General features: G+C 47.4%; 10 protein-coding genes. 8 read left to right on the forward strand and 2 right to left on the reverse strand.

The genetic code is table 11. The features are described from left to right. Positions 1-22: 22 nt before the first annotated feature. From BGX14_RS13435 to BGX14_RS13465, 7 genes are read left to right on the forward strand one after another with little or no spacing between them, the layout of a single operon-like run. On the forward strand, positions 23-259 hold the full coding sequence (locus BGX14_RS13435; RefSeq protein WP_095880152.1) for a hypothetical protein: 237 nt from the start codon (positions 23-25) through the stop codon (positions 257-259). Continuing rightward, positions 256-1,170, forward strand: coding sequence for an ABC transporter ATP-binding protein (locus BGX14_RS13440; RefSeq protein ID WP_078775675.1), 915 nt, complete (start codon positions 256-258; stop codon positions 1,168-1,170). The genes BGX14_RS13435 and BGX14_RS13440 overlap by 4 nt, the downstream gene beginning before the upstream one ends. Continuing rightward, complete coding sequence (locus BGX14_RS13445; RefSeq protein WP_095880153.1) at positions 1,157-1,960, forward strand: ABC transporter permease; 804 nt, start codon at positions 1,157-1,159, stop codon at positions 1,958-1,960. The genes BGX14_RS13440 and BGX14_RS13445 overlap by 14 nt, the downstream gene beginning before the upstream one ends. Further along, positions 1,957-3,528, forward strand: a complete 1,572-nt coding sequence (locus tag BGX14_RS13450; protein WP_143394258.1) for an ATPase, T2SS/T4P/T4SS family — start codon at positions 1,957-1,959, stop codon at positions 3,526-3,528. The genes BGX14_RS13445 and BGX14_RS13450 overlap by 4 nt, the downstream gene beginning before the upstream one ends. Continuing rightward, entirely contained in the window at positions 3,528-4,544 is a 1,017-nt protein-coding gene (locus BGX14_RS13455) for an ATPase, T2SS/T4P/T4SS family (RefSeq protein WP_095880155.1), read from the forward strand. The genes BGX14_RS13450 and BGX14_RS13455 overlap by 1 nt, the downstream gene beginning before the upstream one ends. Continuing rightward, the gene (locus BGX14_RS13460; RefSeq protein ID WP_095880156.1) at positions 4,513-6,699 is read left to right on the forward strand and encodes a hypothetical protein; all 2,187 of its coding nucleotides are present in this window, start codon (positions 4,513-4,515) and stop codon (positions 6,697-6,699) included. Before BGX14_RS13455 ends, BGX14_RS13460 begins: the two co-directional genes overlap by 32 nt. A 57-nt stretch (positions 6,700-6,756) precedes the next feature. After that, positions 6,757-7,800 carry a DUF5683 domain-containing protein gene (locus BGX14_RS13465; RefSeq protein WP_073302557.1) on the forward strand — a complete coding sequence of 348 codons (1,044 nt, stop codon included), beginning with the start codon at positions 6,757-6,759 and terminating at the stop codon, positions 7,798-7,800. A gap of 8 nt (positions 7,801-7,808) precedes the next feature. Here BGX14_RS13465 and BGX14_RS13470 read toward each other — a convergent pair whose 3' ends face one another. Further along, positions 7,809-8,453 carry a histidine phosphatase family protein gene (locus BGX14_RS13470; RefSeq protein WP_095880157.1) on the reverse strand — a complete coding sequence of 215 codons (645 nt, stop codon included), beginning with the start codon at positions 8,451-8,453 and terminating at the stop codon, positions 7,809-7,811. Positions 8,454-8,821: 368 nt separating this feature from the next. Here BGX14_RS13470 and BGX14_RS13475 point away from each other — a divergent pair, with 368 nt between their 5' ends. Then, entirely contained in the window at positions 8,822-13,771 is a 4,950-nt protein-coding gene (locus tag BGX14_RS13475; RefSeq protein WP_095880158.1) for a cadherin domain-containing protein, read from the forward strand. Between the two features lie 4 nt (positions 13,772-13,775). Here the strand turns inward: BGX14_RS13475 and recQ are convergent, their stop codons facing one another. After that, complete coding sequence (gene recQ, locus BGX14_RS13480; RefSeq protein ID WP_095880375.1) at positions 13,776-15,584, reverse strand: DNA helicase RecQ; 1,809 nt, start codon at positions 15,582-15,584, stop codon at positions 13,776-13,778. Between the last annotated feature and the right edge of the window lie 33 nt (positions 15,585-15,617).

Consider the following 15,617-nt stretch of genomic DNA (forward strand, 5'->3'; position numbering starts at 1 on the left):
AAAGTTTTTTCGGAGATTCTTTATGGATAAGAAAATCATTGCGACCTACATCCTCCGCTTATTTGGCGTTGTCTTTGTTTTGATGTACTTTTTTGGACATCCTCTTTTGAATCGTCTTTTTCCGGGTTTTCCTGTTTCGTCTTTAAATTATTTCTTTTACGCCGGACTTTTGATTTATTTGGTTGGAGCGGTGCTCTATTATTTCTTCAACCGCAAACTTTTGAAGAAAATCGCAAAGGACGACGAGGATTTTAAATGATTCAAGTAGAAAATTTGCAGAAAACGTATCGCTCTGGTTTTTGGATGCGTCCGAAAAAAGCGATTGATGGCGTATCTTTCCACGTTCCGAAAGGTGTTGTCTATGGGTTTATCGGACCCAATGGCGCAGGCAAATCGACGACCATCAAATTATTGACGGGGCTTCTTCGCAAGGATTCCGGGAAAATTCTGGTAGCGGGGCATGAACCGTCCGCTGCGGAATGTCGAAAGCATTTGGGCTATTCACCGGAGCAGCCTTATTTTTACGACTATTTGACGGGGCGCGAATTGATGCGTTTTTACGGGCGGCTTTGCGGTTTGGAAGGAAAACTTTTGGAAGAGCGCATCGCCTGGTCGCTTTCACTGCTGAATGCGGATAAAGACTGGGTGGACAGGCGGCTTCGTACATATTCTAAAGGAATGATGCAGCGGATAGGGATTGCGCAAGCGATTCTTTCTAAACCGGAGCTCCTTGTTCTTGACGAACCGATGAGCGGGCTTGACCCTGTGGGGCGCCGGGATGTTCGGGAAGCGATCCTTTCTCTGAACAAAGAGGGCGTTACGGTTTTTTATTCCAGCCATTTGCTTTCGGATGTGGAATCGATCAGCCATCGGGTTGCCATGATTATCGGGGGCAAAATCGTCCGGGAAGGAACGGTGGACGAAATTACGTCAAATGCGTCGGCAGAGTATCACGTTCATGTCGCCGCCGATATTCCGGATTCGGATTTGCCGGAAGCCGTTTTGCCGCAAGGAACGACTCCGCGGGAATGGATTTGCAAAAATGCAGAAGCTCGCGACCGTTTTTTGGATTTCTGTTTAAAATCGGGACTTGCTGTGGAACGGATTGAACACCAGCGCCCGAATTTGGAAGATGTATTGACCGAGGAGATTGCCCGTGCAGAACATTAGAAATGTGGGAATTATTGCGCTAAATACTTTTCGCGAATCGGTGCGCAATAAAGTGCTGTATAATATTGTCTTTTTGGCGATTGCGCTCGCTTTTTTCAGCATCATTTTAGGAGAATGGTCTGTTTTTGATCGCTCTTACGTCATCAAGTCCACGACGCTCAGCATCATGTCCCTTTCGGGGCTTTTGATTTCCGTGTTTGTCGGGATTAGTCTTGTGCAAAAGGAAATTCAAGGTCGCACGGTCTTGACGCTGCTTTCCAAGCCCATCAGTCGTGGGGTATTTCTTGTAGGCAAGTATTTAGGGCTTCTCGCTGTGATTGCGATTCATCTGGCGTTGCTCACCGTCGTTTATTACATTATCCTCGCTTTGACGCATTCGCATCCGACTCTGTCGCTTTTGTGGGCGGTTTATTTGATTTTCTGTGAAATGGCGATTGTCGTGGCCGTGGCCCTTTTATTTTCCACTTTTTCCAGTCCGGTCCTTTCTACCCTGTTTACCATCGGCATTTATGTCGCTGGAAGGCTTTCGAACGAATTGATGGAACAGGTTTCCTTTGTGCGGCGAATGGGCGAAATTCAGGGAAGCGAAGGCGTGCTGATGGAAAAGGTGGCCAGTGTGATTCATGCTGTTTTTCCAGGTCTTTACCGCTTTGATATTGCGGCGTATGTTGTTCACAATGTGGCGCTTCCGCCGAATTACATTTTTTGGAATAGTCTTTACGCCTTAGGTTATATCGGCGTATTTCTGGCGATTGCCGTTTGGTGGTTTGGGCGGAGGGACTTTGTATGATGACCAAAAATCAAATCATGGCAAAAGTGCTGTTTGCCAATAAATTGGTGACGGAATCGCAGATTCAGGAATACTGGAATAAAGTAGATGCCTCTCACGATTTGGGACAGCTTCTGCTCGCCGCCGGAAAGATTGACCAGAAAACGTATCAGGTTGTTTTGCAGTATGTGCAGCAGCTGGAATCCAAGATGCAGGCCAAGGAGGATGCGAAGCCTGCGCCTGTGTCGTCGGAAACGTCCCGAAAATCCGTATCGCCTGCGCCGCAGACCGAAGAAAAACCTTTGGCCATCGAGGGGAATAATCCTTATGGACAAACGGCTTCGGCGGATGTGCAGATAGAAAAGGTCGCAGGCTTGGAATCGACCAGTATCGCTCCGGTTTTAATGACGTCTGCCGCGGAAAACGAAACGTCGGAAAAGCAGGAGGACGCTCTTCCGAAAAGCTTTGAAATCGAAAACGGGGAAGGAAATGTATCGGTTCCTGAACAGCTGGATGAAAATTGCTCTCTTGTTCAGATTTTAGCGTTCGCAAGAAAATATGGGGCGACCGATGTCTATCTTTCTCCGGCGGCACCGATTGCTATGCGCATTTGCGGCGTGCTGGGCTATGTGGGCGACAAAGCGTGTGAAACGTCCCAACTGTCCGCTTTTCTTTTGGAAGCCAAAAAAGGATTTTCCGATGGATACGAACCTGTTGTCGGGTTGGATTTCAGCAAATTGGTCGTGCTTCCCGGAGCTGGTCGCAACCGTTTGACGGTGACATGGAATGAAACCGTACCGAGTTTGGCTTTTCGGGTTTTCTCGGCGGATTCTGTTCCTTTGGACTCTCTTTATTTGCCGGAATTTTGCAAAAATTTTTTGAATTTGCGTCAGGGCTTGGTTTTGATTGCGGGACCTTCGGGAAGTGGGCGTTCAACAACTCTTTCCGCTTTTGGAGAGGCGATCGCTAAAAGCCGTTCCGTGTTGATGGAATCCATCGAAAAGCCCATTGAACGGGTTCTTGCAAATACAAACGGCATTACGGTTCAAAAAGAAATCGGGCTTCATGTTTCTTCAGGGGTTTCTGCCATTAGAGAGGCGATTCATTCTGGAGTGCAGGTCATTCTTTTTGATCGCTTGGAAACCATCGAAGAACTCTTGGCTCTTTTGCACGCTTCGTCTTCGGGGGCTCTGGTATTTGTCGTTTCGGTGGGAAATTCCATCCACGCTTTGCTTTCCCGATTGCTTTCTGTTTCGGGGGAAAAGGGCTTTGAATTGGCGAATGCGCTTTCTAAAGAACTTCGCGGAATCGTTGTCCAGCATTTGATTCCCGTGATAGACAATCAAGGGTGGGTCCTTGCTGTAGAAGCTTTGCAGGTCTCGCCGTCTGTTGCCGATTTGATTCGGCGCAAGGATTTGACGAAGCTTCCGTCGGCGCTCGCTTCGGCGGGAAACCAAGCGGTTTCTTTGGACGATTCGTTGCAGAATTTGGTGGAATCCGGCTATATTCGCGGCGAAGACGCTTGGATGCGCTCCGTGAATCGTCGGCGTTTTGCCGCTTATCAACCCGCAATTTCCAAGAAGGGATAATGATGGTGAATATCTTGGACAACTGTTTGAACTACGCGCTGCAATCTGGTGCTTCGGATGTTGTTTTGGCGGATGGCTACGTTCCCTCCGTTCGCATTGCCGGTTCCCTTTCTCCTGTCCCCGAAATGGGCAAAATGGCTTTTGGGGATTTGGAAAGCATGCTGGGCTCATTGGAAGGAGAAGGTGGAGTCTTTTGTGGAGGCCCTTGGCAAAATGTGGAATGGCGCGTGCGCTATTCTCGGGAAGCTTTTGGAAAAATGGCGGTTTTGCGTCCGATCGGGGCGGAATCTCCGAATTTGAAATCTTTAAATGCGCCGGCGTCTGTGCAAAGTTTAGTGGGCTGCGAATCCGGCCTGGTACTTTTTGCAGGACCTTCCTGTTGCGGAAAAACGACGACGGCTTCCGCTTACGTTTCGGAAGTTTGCAACAGCCGCGTTTTACGGGCGAGTTTTTTGGACGCGCTTCCCGAATACAAACTTTATTCGGGAGAAAGCCTTGTGCGTCAAAGACGCGCTCGTGTTCCGCTTTCGGAAGAAATTTCCCAATGCGTGCGTTCCGGCTCGGATTTGCTTTGGCTGGGCGACTTGCCTTGCGGGGAATCCTGCATTCCGATGCTTCGCGCAGCAGAGTCCGGCGCTTTGGTTGTCGGCGTATTGGGTGCGGGTTCTGCCGATGACGCTTTAACTTATCTGTTGGCTCAAGAAAATGCCGAAAATCGGGAATTGGCTCGGATTCTTCTTTCGGCAAATCTCAAAGCGATTGTTTCTCAAAGGCTTTTGCTTTCGGCGGATAAAAAATCTTTTGTGCCGGCTTGGGAAGTCGTCTATAACGATGTGAATATCGCCGCCTTGATTGAATCTGGGGAATATTATAAAATACCGCAAGCGATGAGTTCTGCGGTTTCCGAGGGTTCGCTGACTTTGGACGATTCTCTTTTATCGCTGGTTCAATCGCAGAAAATCACCAAGGAAGAAGCGCGCTTGCATGCGGTGGATTCTTCGCTGTTTTTGGATTGATCCGTTGAAACGCCTCTTTGTCGTCCTGCTGCTTTTTCCGCTGGCGATTCTATTTGCCCAATCGGAAAAGGATTCGCTATCGACTCCTAAAGTGGTTCTTTATTTGGGCGGAGGAGTTTATTCCCCTTGGTATTCTTTAGGCGTGCTTTATGCTATTCGGGATTATAAACTTCCGGTAGATAGCGTTGTCGCCGTTTCGTGGGGGGCGTATGTCGGTGCATTGTGGAGCGCTGGCTATGAACTTGATGCGATTCAACGGATTTTAACGGACTCTTCTTTTGTTTCCCGGATTCTGATCAAGAATAGCGAAGAGGAATCCTTGGCTTCTTTGCCCGTTTCTTTGTCGGGAGAACCTTCGCTGGCAGTTCGCTATTCTTTTTTTGGGGATTCTTTGGGGTATGCGCATTTCCGTCCCAAAAAGATAGATCCGGATTTTTCATCGGTGGCGCGGATGTTGTTTCGATTGAAAATAGATGAAACACTGAACCGGACGGATTCCAATGTGGTGCCGTTTACCGCCTTGGCCTGCAAAGAGGGACGTTTGCGACCGGCTAGAGTTCAGGAAAGTCTTCCTTTTTCGGTGACTTCCGCTGAAAATTGTCCTACATTCGTCCCTGCCGATTCTTTTTTTGCCGTCTATGTGGCCGCTTATCCGTTGCGAAAAGGGAAGAATGCGGATTCTCCGCAGACAATTGCCGCGTTTGAAAACGAATTGGAACAAATTCGAGTGCAAAAGGAAAATCCGAAAAGGAAGTTGGTATTGCTGCGCCCGCACGCTTTTGCCGATGATTCGCCGCTGACATTAATGCAGACCGGTTATTCGGATGTCGAAAAGAAAATGGGGGAGTTGTCGCCGCTTTTTGCTTGGAGCAAGGAACGCCCTGCCGCACCGGATTCTATCCTTCCCCGATTTCAAATGGATCCATCGTTTGAAAATATCCCGTCGGCTTATTATTCCCATGTTTCGTCTTTGTGGAATGCTGCTGATACGGGAATGGCCGCGGCCTCCCATTTCCTAGAGCGCATTGCCGAGTCTCCGTTTTATGATTCAGTGCGAATCGAAATGGATTCTGTCGGGGTCGCTCGGGTATCGGCGCAAGCGACTCCGATTCTTGAATTTCGCTTAGGGGGATTCGGTTCGAATATTTTAGGGCCTCTTGCTTATGCCGGGATGGATTTCCGCTATGTGGACCAGTTTGAATATTTGTTCGGCATCGATGGTTTTGTCGGGGAGCATTCGTATGCGGTGCGTCCTTCTTTTCAGCTTCGGGGCTTGTTTGGAGGGCGGGCCGATTTTTCTATCTTTGGAAATGTTTCTAAAATCCGACCGTTGAAAAGTTATTTTTCGGATGAAGAAAAAATTCTCCTTCTCAACGAGATTGAAAGCAATGATCTGACCTTGGCTTTTTCCTTGCAAAATTCTGTAGCCGATTTGGATGTTCGCATTTTGCTGGGAGAGTCGTCGTTCAGAACGGCATTGGATGATGCCGAAAAATTACAGGTGCATTCGCTCTTGCCGGATGTTTCGCTAACGCGTGAACGGGGCGATTTTGAAGAATGGTTTGGGCATAGCGGTTATCGTTTACGGGGCAATTTCGGATGGCGCTCGGTGAATTTGACTGCGGTTGGGTTCGGAGACGCGCCGCTTTACGTTTCTTCGACTCTAGATGCGCAAATGGAATTTGCTCCGCTTCGGTTTTTGGCGTTGGGTTTCGGAGCTTCTGCAGGAATGAATATCCGGCGGGAATCGGGGCATGGCTATGTTTATCCCAAAGAACTGGAAGAATCACCGGAAAACGTCGCCGTTGCGGTGGACAACTGGTACCGCTTGCATCCGGAACTTTCGCCGTGGACGTCTTCTTGGAATTTCGCTTCGACGAGTTCTCATCATTATGCGGCGGTCAGAATGAATGCGGGATTGCATCGCGGAATTTTCGGGGCTTGGATTTTTGCCGCCTACATGCGGGACTTTGAAGAAAATCCTTATATCGATTTGAAAGCGGATCGCTTGCTCTTGGAACCGCTGCTTCGGATTTCTTACCGGTCTATAAATGTTCGATTCGGCATGAGCAGACTGGTTTCTTTTTCGGATTTTCGGATGCTGAAAAATTTTGACGACTATCATTATTTTTTTCAGGTTGGTACGCGCTGGTAAGGAAAATCCGTTTTCCCTAAAGCCGACGTTCTTCGCTTCTTTGTTACATTTGCTGCAATGCATTTTTTGGGTTCCATTCAAATTTTCCTGCTGCTATTGTCGCTGGTTTTTGCTGGTCGGCTATTTGCTGCGGAGTCCGAAAATGCAGTGGCAGAGAAATTTCAAGACGATGTGCATGTTGAAGAAATTTTGCAGGAGGATCCGCCTCCAAACCGGATCGCGGAAAAAGGTAAAACCGGAGTGCAAAGCATTGACTCGTTGCCGACTTACGAATGGGATTTGGAAACCGATCATAATTCGCTCGCTTTAACCCTTTTGTTCGGTATTTTTCCGGGGGGCGGGCAGTATTATACGGGGCATTATATCCGCGGAGGATTTCTGACGGCGGTCGAGCTGGCTCTCTCTTACGAAGTTTTTGTAAACAAGAAGGTGCAAAAAAGAAGGCGTTTTAGGCAGGCGAAGGAATTTCAGGATTCCGTTCGGGTCTATACGGATAAAATTTTGAATCGCCGGGACAGTCTTTCTTACTTTCAGGACAAGCGCAATCAGTTTGCAGAAAAAATTCGCACATTCAGCGACCATAAGATCGAAGAGGAGGATCTTCGAAAATCGGAGCTGGCGTGGCTGATAGGTGTTCATGTTTACGGATTGTTCGACGCTTACGGAATTTGGAAGCACAATCAAGGTCGCGATGTGGGCTATCGTCCCGTATCGGGCGCGCTGCTCCGTTCTCTGGTGCCGGGCTGGGGGCAGCTTTACAATGGGGAATATGGTAAGGCGGGACTTTTGTACATGGGACTTTTCGGGGCGTCGGTCAGCCTTTTTTCTCGGCAGCACGTGATTAATTATTATCTCGACCGCAAGCACGCGTTGGAACAGGAAGATCCTGGACATGCGGACCTTGACGGAATTAACGAACAGATTCTGTATTACCGGAAAAATCGGAACCAGTATATTTGGGGACTCGTTTTAATTTATCTCTATTCGATTGGAGACGCCGTTGTCGATGCGATGATGAGCGATTTCGACAGTCCCGCGCATTTTGCCGTAGGGCCCGATTTCAAAGGCGGACTCGAAGCTTCGTTCACTTTTGACTTTTAACAGAAAATCTAGAGCTTCTGGATGATTTCTGCTAGGGAGTTTTGAGTAATGCCGCCGTAAAGGGTGCGAAAGGTGCCTTGCGGTTTTCCGTTTTCCAAGTGGATTTCAAAGCGGGTGATCATCGCGTAGGGGAATGCTCCTTCGATAAAATTGGAATCCGGTACGCCGCATATCGAATGCTCCATCGAGGCGATAACGCCGGCGTGGGTCACAAAAAGGATTTCAGATTCGGATCCAGAAGAACTTTCTTCATCGAGGAGTTGGCGGAGGAATTGATTCACCCGAACATCCATGTCGTGAAAAGATTCGCCTTCTGGAAAGCGGTATCCGCGCAAGTCGGCTTTCCATGCCCGCATTTCTTCTTTGGGAACGGCATCTAGTCGAACATTTTCCCAAGTGCCAAAATTCAATTCATAAAGCGCGTCGGCATATTGAACGGGGAGTTTTATCGCTTCGGCGACTTTTTCGGCGAGTTTTCGGCAACGCTGCAAAGGGCTGGAATAAATCCTCTGCGCTCGACAATTTTCACGGAGAACTTGAACTGCCGGAGGATATTCCTCTGTGAATGAGGGAGCCACCTCAAAGTCCGAGCGACCGTAACAGACTTCTTTCGGGTTGTAGGGTTTGGTATGTCGCAAGGTCCAAAGAATCATTATAAAGAGAAATTCCGTTTGATGCCGAAGCTTGGCACAATAAAAGGGAGAAAATAAAAATCCCTAGACTGCCCTTTCACATAAAAATTCACAAGTCCGTTGCTGCTTTCGCCCTGGCGGGGTGCCCGCAAACAATCATTGATAGGGGTCTAGGGATTACAAAACATAGAAAATTTTTCGGATTTTGGGGGAATAAAAGGGAAGTTTTTCAAACTAGCGTAAAATAGCGCACATTAAATCCCGCTTTAACGCGATGAGGTGTTAGATGGCTTTGTTCTTGCCAGAGAGACCTTGAATGTTTACAAAAATTATATATATTTTTTTATTTATACTGAAAAATTCTTCAATTTTTCTAGGGTGGATGTGTTATGGTGAAGAAAACTTGGAAAATTTGGGTGTTGGGACTGGTCTTGCTGGTCTGTGGAGCGAATGCGGAAACGACATTCGGTAAAACGATATTTCCGCTGCGGTTCTATTCGGTGAAGAATCCCGGAGATTCCGCTCTTCAGCTGGATGCTTGGAATTTGCTGGTCAAGTATAAGCTGTTTGCCCGTGGTGTCAATGGCGATGGCATCATCTTCAAAGGGCAGAACGTTTTCATTACGGACTCTGTCGGCTATTCGGGCAGCGCAACCGGCAACTTTAAAATGGGCGGAAACACGAGACATTTTCTCGGCGGCCCGGCGCTTTTTGGCGGCTTTTTTTCTAACGGAGATGGATCGGATACCTTGACGGGACCGGTTCGGTTTTTGAAGTCTTTTGATGTTTCTCCCAATGGGCGTGAACAGAACGCCTTTTATGGAAATCTCTGTTTGGACGGCGGTTATAATTCAAATACGGAGGCAGGGCTCAAAGGCAAAATTTTAAGTGCTGCGGAATGCCAATCGACGGATCTCGTTCCTGCTGTGGATACGACGTTGGACGTTCCTACACTGGATTCCAACGTTCAGAAAACCACAGTCTATCATTCTCCTTTGAATGCGACAAATTCCCAGACTTCGTATATCCATGTCCCGCCTTATTCGGCGACGGATTCCAATTCTTTTAATTACTTTGTCCAATCGATAAATTTTTCCAATAACGGAAAACTTGTCGTCGTTATGCCTCCGGGCGGGCGTCTGACCAAAATTTTTGTCAAAGAATCGATTGTAGGTCTTGGTGGAACCGACCATAACAATATATCTGTTGCAGAAGCGTCTTCGTTAGATGATTGGAACGCATCGAATTCGACTTGGAATACGACAAATTTGGTCAGCGTTTCTAATTCCGAGTATCAGGGCAATCTGCTTTTCTATACGCCCAACGACATTAATTTTGGCGCGGGGCAAAAAGCAATTCAGGGAACTTTCATTTCGGGCGGCACGATCAATTTTGCTCAGCATACCAATTTTGCGGGGCAGTTGCTTGCCAAAGTCATTTATATTGATGCGGATTTTTCGGCAAAAGATTTTCGCTATGTGCCCTTTGATCCGCCTGTATTGGATATCGATCCGACGGCGATGGGTTCTGGCGTCTTTTTGGAAAACGGTGTCGCTCAGAATGCTCGAATCACCTTGTCGGATGCCCCGATTACTGCAGTCGTTTTCAATTATTGCTTTGTCCTAAGCGATGTTGCGAACAGCAATGCGTCCCTTTTGGCGAACAAAGCGGATTTTGAAACTGCGGGAATGCCGATTTGTACGGTGACAAACGGCGTTGTTTCGGGGGATTCTGGAATTGTGGAGTTCAGTTCGGGAAAAACCGAACCTCGAAAACAGGTTTTGGTGACGCCGAAAAAAGACAATCTGATTGAAGGAAACGAGACTTTTAAATTGTATGTATTCAATATGAGCGGAGCTGTTTTGAAAGGAAACAAACGCGCCGGGTATTTTTCATTGACAGTCAAAGATGCCGATGCCAATACCGCTCCGCAATTCGATACATCCTCGTATGAATTTAAGGAAGATGAACACAGTCCCAAGGGAGATTCTATCGGAGTTGTTCATGCTACGGACAAGCAACCCGCCGATGTGGTGCATTATTATATAGCTTCGGGCGATACGTCGCTTTTTGGCTTGGATGCGGTGACGGGAAAAATCACCTTGAAGAAAAATGTTCTGGATTACGAATCTAAAAAAATCGAATATACCATTTATGTGTATGCAACGGATGGTTCGTTGAATTCGGACACGATTCCTGTTGTGATTCGCGTGCAGGATGTGAACGAAAAGCCGACCGCGGTTGACACGGTATTCACGGTGGCGGAAACGGCGGCGAAAGGTTTTGCTTTCGGTGTTATTCAGGCATCGGATCCTGACACGTTGAACAAGGCAAAATTTGGGAATCTCACTTATAAATTGCTGAACGAGACGGGCGCATTTGCCATCGAATCCAAGAGCGGCAAATTCACTTTGAACAGCGCGCTCGATTACGAAGCGAAAAATTCTTATACGGTTTTGGTCGAAGTTTCGGATGCCGGCGGACTTAAGGATACGGCAAAGGTCGTCGTTCGCGTGCAGGATGTGAACGAAAAGCCGACAGCGGTTGACACGGTATTCACGGTGGCGGAAACGGCGGCGAAAGGTTTTGCTTTCGGTGTGATTCTGGCGTCAGATCCAGATATTTCCACTTCGTCTTTTGGTACGCTCTCCTATAAATTGCTGAACGAGACCGCGACTTTTGCGATAAATTCCAAGAGCGGCAAATTCACTTTGAACAGCGCGCTCGATTACGAAGCGAAAAATTCTTATACGGTTTTGGTCGAAGTTTCGGATGCCGGCGGACTCAAGGATACGGCAAAGGTCGTCGTTCGCGTGCAGGATGTGAACGAAAAGCCGACGGTAGCGGATACGACGTTCACGATTGCGGAAAATGCGAAAAAAGGCGATGTTCTGGGCGAAATAGAAGCTTCCGACCCGGATGTGCTGAATCCTGCTTTCGGGACGATTTCCTATAAAATTTTGACGGAATCCGCTACTTTTGCGGTAGATGCCCAAACGGGAATTGTGACACTGAAAGGCTCTTTGGATTATGAAACGAAAAATTCTTATACGGTTTTGGTCGAAGTTTCGGATGGGGAACTTTCGGATACGGCAACGGTCACTGTCCAGGTGCAGAATGTCAATGAAAAGCCTGTGATTCAAGATGTGACGGTTTCCATCGACGAAGAATGTCGCGGCTGTGCCGCTTCGACAAATGGGTCTGCCGCCGATCCGGACGGCGATCCTTTGCATTTCTCTGTGCAAAAGGACACCAGCGGCCTCTTCCAAATCGACTCTGTAACGGGAAGAATTTCTTTGAAAAAAGATGAAATTCTGGATTACGAAAAGGATTCGGTATATTCCATTTCAGTTGTTGTTTCGGATCCGGATGGACTCAAAGATACGGCTTCTGTAACGATTCGGGTTCGCAATGTCTTGGAAACAGTGGAAATCACTTATGCGGAATCGGGGGATTCCTGTTGGGTTAAACCGGACACGATTTATACGAATAATCCGAAGACTTACATCAAATGGACGACTCCGAGCGGAGAATTGGACAGCACGGTTGTTGCTAGCGAAGGCAAGAATGTGGTGAACGTTTCTTATCAGGATGGTTCCGCGCAAGTCGTCATTTTCTTGAGTACGAAAATTCCGGAAGTCTCGGTAAGTGCCTCCAATGATAAAACGGGCGACCCAAGCGGCGTGACCATTGTGGAACTCAAAGATGCCGATGATACGGCCAGTTACATCCGTTCCAATACGGCTCTTGTCACCGTTGTCGTTTCGGATTCTTCGGAAGGCAAGGTTGTTCAAAGCGAGTCCTCCTTTAAGGTGGAATTGGGCACAGCGACAGTCACAAAATCGCAAATCGAAACTGCGGAAAAAACGGTGGGAAAAGTCATTCTTGTCGATGAATCGGATTTGTCGCCGAGCGTGCCTGTAAAACATTCCGTTGTTGGCGAAGATCGTATCCAGGTCAGTTATTGGGATACTACTTCAAATGGGACGATTGTCAAAGTGTCGTATTGGACGGATGCCGATGGCAAGCGTCTGGTCGATGAAAATGGCGAAGAATTTTACGAAGTCGCCTACACTTACAAAGATATCGATGGAAAACAGGTGACGCTTTCCTATACGGTTGACGCTTTGGGAACAGTGAAAACGGATTCTGATGGAAATGTACTTTACTCGGTCAGCTATACGAAAACGGCAATGGGAGCCGATGTGCATTCTTCTTATGAAGTGGTCATTTCTTATCAGGTTAATTCAAAAGGCGTTCATGTGACGGATTCTGACGGCAATATGATTTACAATGTCGCTTATACGTTCACGAATTCTTACGGCAATTCGGCTACGGCGACTACAGCGATTATTGTGGATACAAATCCGCCAAAGGTTAAAATCCTTTCTCCGGAGAATCTGCTTGTAACGAGCAATGTTTCTGTTGCTGTCAAGTGGGTTGTCAATGATATTGAACAAGACACATTGCAGTATCAGGGGTTAAACGAAGGAAAGAATCTCATTGTTCGGACTTATCGCGATAAGGCTGGAAATGAAACCTCGGACACGGTTGTGGTGATTTTGAAAGCGGGTAAATTGATTAACGTGGAAATGGAAAACACTCTTGTTTCTTCGGATCCGAAGCGGGTCGATAAATTTACGGCAGCTTCAAACAGTGAGCCGGGAACTTCTTTCGCTTTGAGTGTTGTGAATGTGAAAACCGGAAAAGAAGAAGAGACTCAGGCGGGTTCTAAAGGCGGAGTTTCTCCGGGTTCATTTAAAGAACCTTATGAGGGACTTTCGGGTGAGCATTTGGGTTCGACACTTCACATTACGGCGCAAGCTCCAGCTGTAGATCAGACGGGAACATCTTCGACTCTTTCGAGTATTTTGGAAAACGGGTATGTTTCTTTGGATAGCGGTGGCGGCTGGAACCGTAAAAAAATAGAAGTCCATGATTTTATAGAAAACCATTGTTCTGTGGATTTCCAAAAAGCCTATGATTCTTTAGGAGCCGCTGCCAGTCTTTATACGACGACAATCCATCTTCGGATTTGGTTCTTCACGACTTTAGGTGACTACGTAAGCGATTACAGCTTTAAACAAAACATTTCTACGGAGCATATCGATGCGACGGGAGGAATCCAGCTGTATTTTGAATTGAAACCGGATGAAGAGGGCTATTTAAAAGCCCAGGATGGACGTAAACTTGGTACGGGAACATACATCTATAAATCGGATGTTAAAATCCGTTCGGTTTTGCAATGCGACTTGCCCGATTTGAAACGCGGCTCTATCCGTCGGGATGACGACAATATCCTCACAAAATGGGGCTATCGACGCCCAGACGTCAAGTAACGTTTTATAACAGCTGGCAGATTTTCTGAACGAAAATCTGCCCGTATTTTTTGAGCTTGAACGAACCGATTCCGGGAATATCGGCAAATTCTTCCATGCAGATGGGCTTTTGGCGTACGATTTCTGAAAGGACTTTGTCGTTGAAAATCATATATGCCGGAACATCTTCTTTTTGGGCCAGCTCCATGCGGAGCTGACGCAGTTCTTGAAAAAGAAAATCGTCTTTGCTGGAAGGTCTGGATTTTTCGACGAGAAACGGCTTGGAAAGTTCTTCTTGTTCGCGAACCAATGCCAGTTCAATTTTCCTCTTGCCAAAAAGGATGTCCTTTCCGAAAGGCGTAATGGACAAATGCTGGCTGGGTGCGTAGCTTTTTTCAATGGCACCCAAATGAATGAGCTGCATCAGATAGGCAGCCCACTTGGCGGTCGGAGTCGTTTTTCCAACTCCAAAAGTTTTTAATGCGTCGTAGTGCTTTTCTAGAATTGCCGCGTGGCGTTTTCCGCAGAGGATATCGATGATGGTTTGAGAGTTCTCTTTTTCGTGGGTGCGAAAAATGGCGGACAAGGCTTTTTGGGCAAGGATGCTTCCGTCAAAACGCTTGGGCGGGTGCTCGCAAATGTCGCAGTTGTTGCAGTCGTGGTCAAAAGTTTCCCCGAAATAGCTCAAGAGAATGCGCCGACGGCAAATGGGGCTTGTCGCATAATGTTCTATGCGGTGCAATTTTTCAATTTGAAGTTCTTGTTCTCCGCTTTCTTCCGCAAATTTGGCCAGCTGAACCATATCGCTGTCGGAATAAAAAAGGAGAGTGTCCGAAGGCATTCCGTCCCGTCCGGCTCTTCCGATTTCCTGGTAATAGCCTTCCATATTTTTGGGAGTGTTGAAGTGGATAACAAAGCGGATGTCGGGCTTGTCGATTCCCATTCCAAAAGCCGTTGTTGCACAGATGATTTGGATGCGGTCGTGCAAAAAATCTTCTTGTATGCGGATGCGTTCTTCGGTTTCCAGGCCGGCGTGGTATGCGGCAACCCGAAAGCCGTTTTGCGAAAGTTCTTTGGCTACGGATTCCGTTCCTCGTCGAGAAAGGCAATAGATGATTCCGGATTCCCTTTTGTGGTTTTGAATGAAACGGATGATTTGCTGTATTTTTTCGCGCTTGCGGTAATTGACCTTTACCGCTAAATGGAGATTGGGCCTGTTAAAGCTGGAAAGAATCGTATTTTCTTTAGGGATGGAAAGCTGTTCGAGAATATCATTGCGCGTTGCAGAATCGGCGGTGGCGGTTAGGGCGAGCAGCGGAATCTGGGGAAATTGTGTACGCAGGGCATGCAATTCGGCATATTCGGGGCGAAAATCATGTCCCCATTGAGAAATGCAATGCGCTTCGTCGATGGCGAATAGCGAAATTTTCATTTTGGGCAGCATCTGGTGCATTTCAAAATGAATGCGTTCTGGTGAGAGGTAAAGCAATTTTAGCTTGCCTTGTATGGCTTCGCTTCGAATCCGTGCGCTCTCTTCTTTGGAAAGTTGGCTGTTGAGCGCTGCGGCGGCAACTCCGTTTTCTCGCAGGTTGTCCACCTGGTCTTTCATAAGGGCGAGCAAGGGAGAAACCACGATGCAAGTTCCCGGATTTACCAGCGCGGGAATCTGGTAGCAAATCGATTTTCCACCGCCGGTTGGCAAGAGGGCTAGCGTGTCTTTATTTTCAAAAATCTGGCGAATAACGGCTTCTTGCGCAGGACGGAAAGAGGTGAAGCCAAAGATTTCTTTGAGTTGCTTTTGTGCTAAAATCCAACGGTTTTCAGAACGGGTCATTTCAGTTGCCATAAGGTATGTTGAAAGGAGGTG

The organism is Fibrobacter sp. UWS1, from assembly GCF_002300445.1.
Taxonomy (GTDB): Bacteria; Fibrobacterota; Fibrobacteria; order Fibrobacterales; family Fibrobacteraceae; genus Hallerella; species Hallerella intestinalis.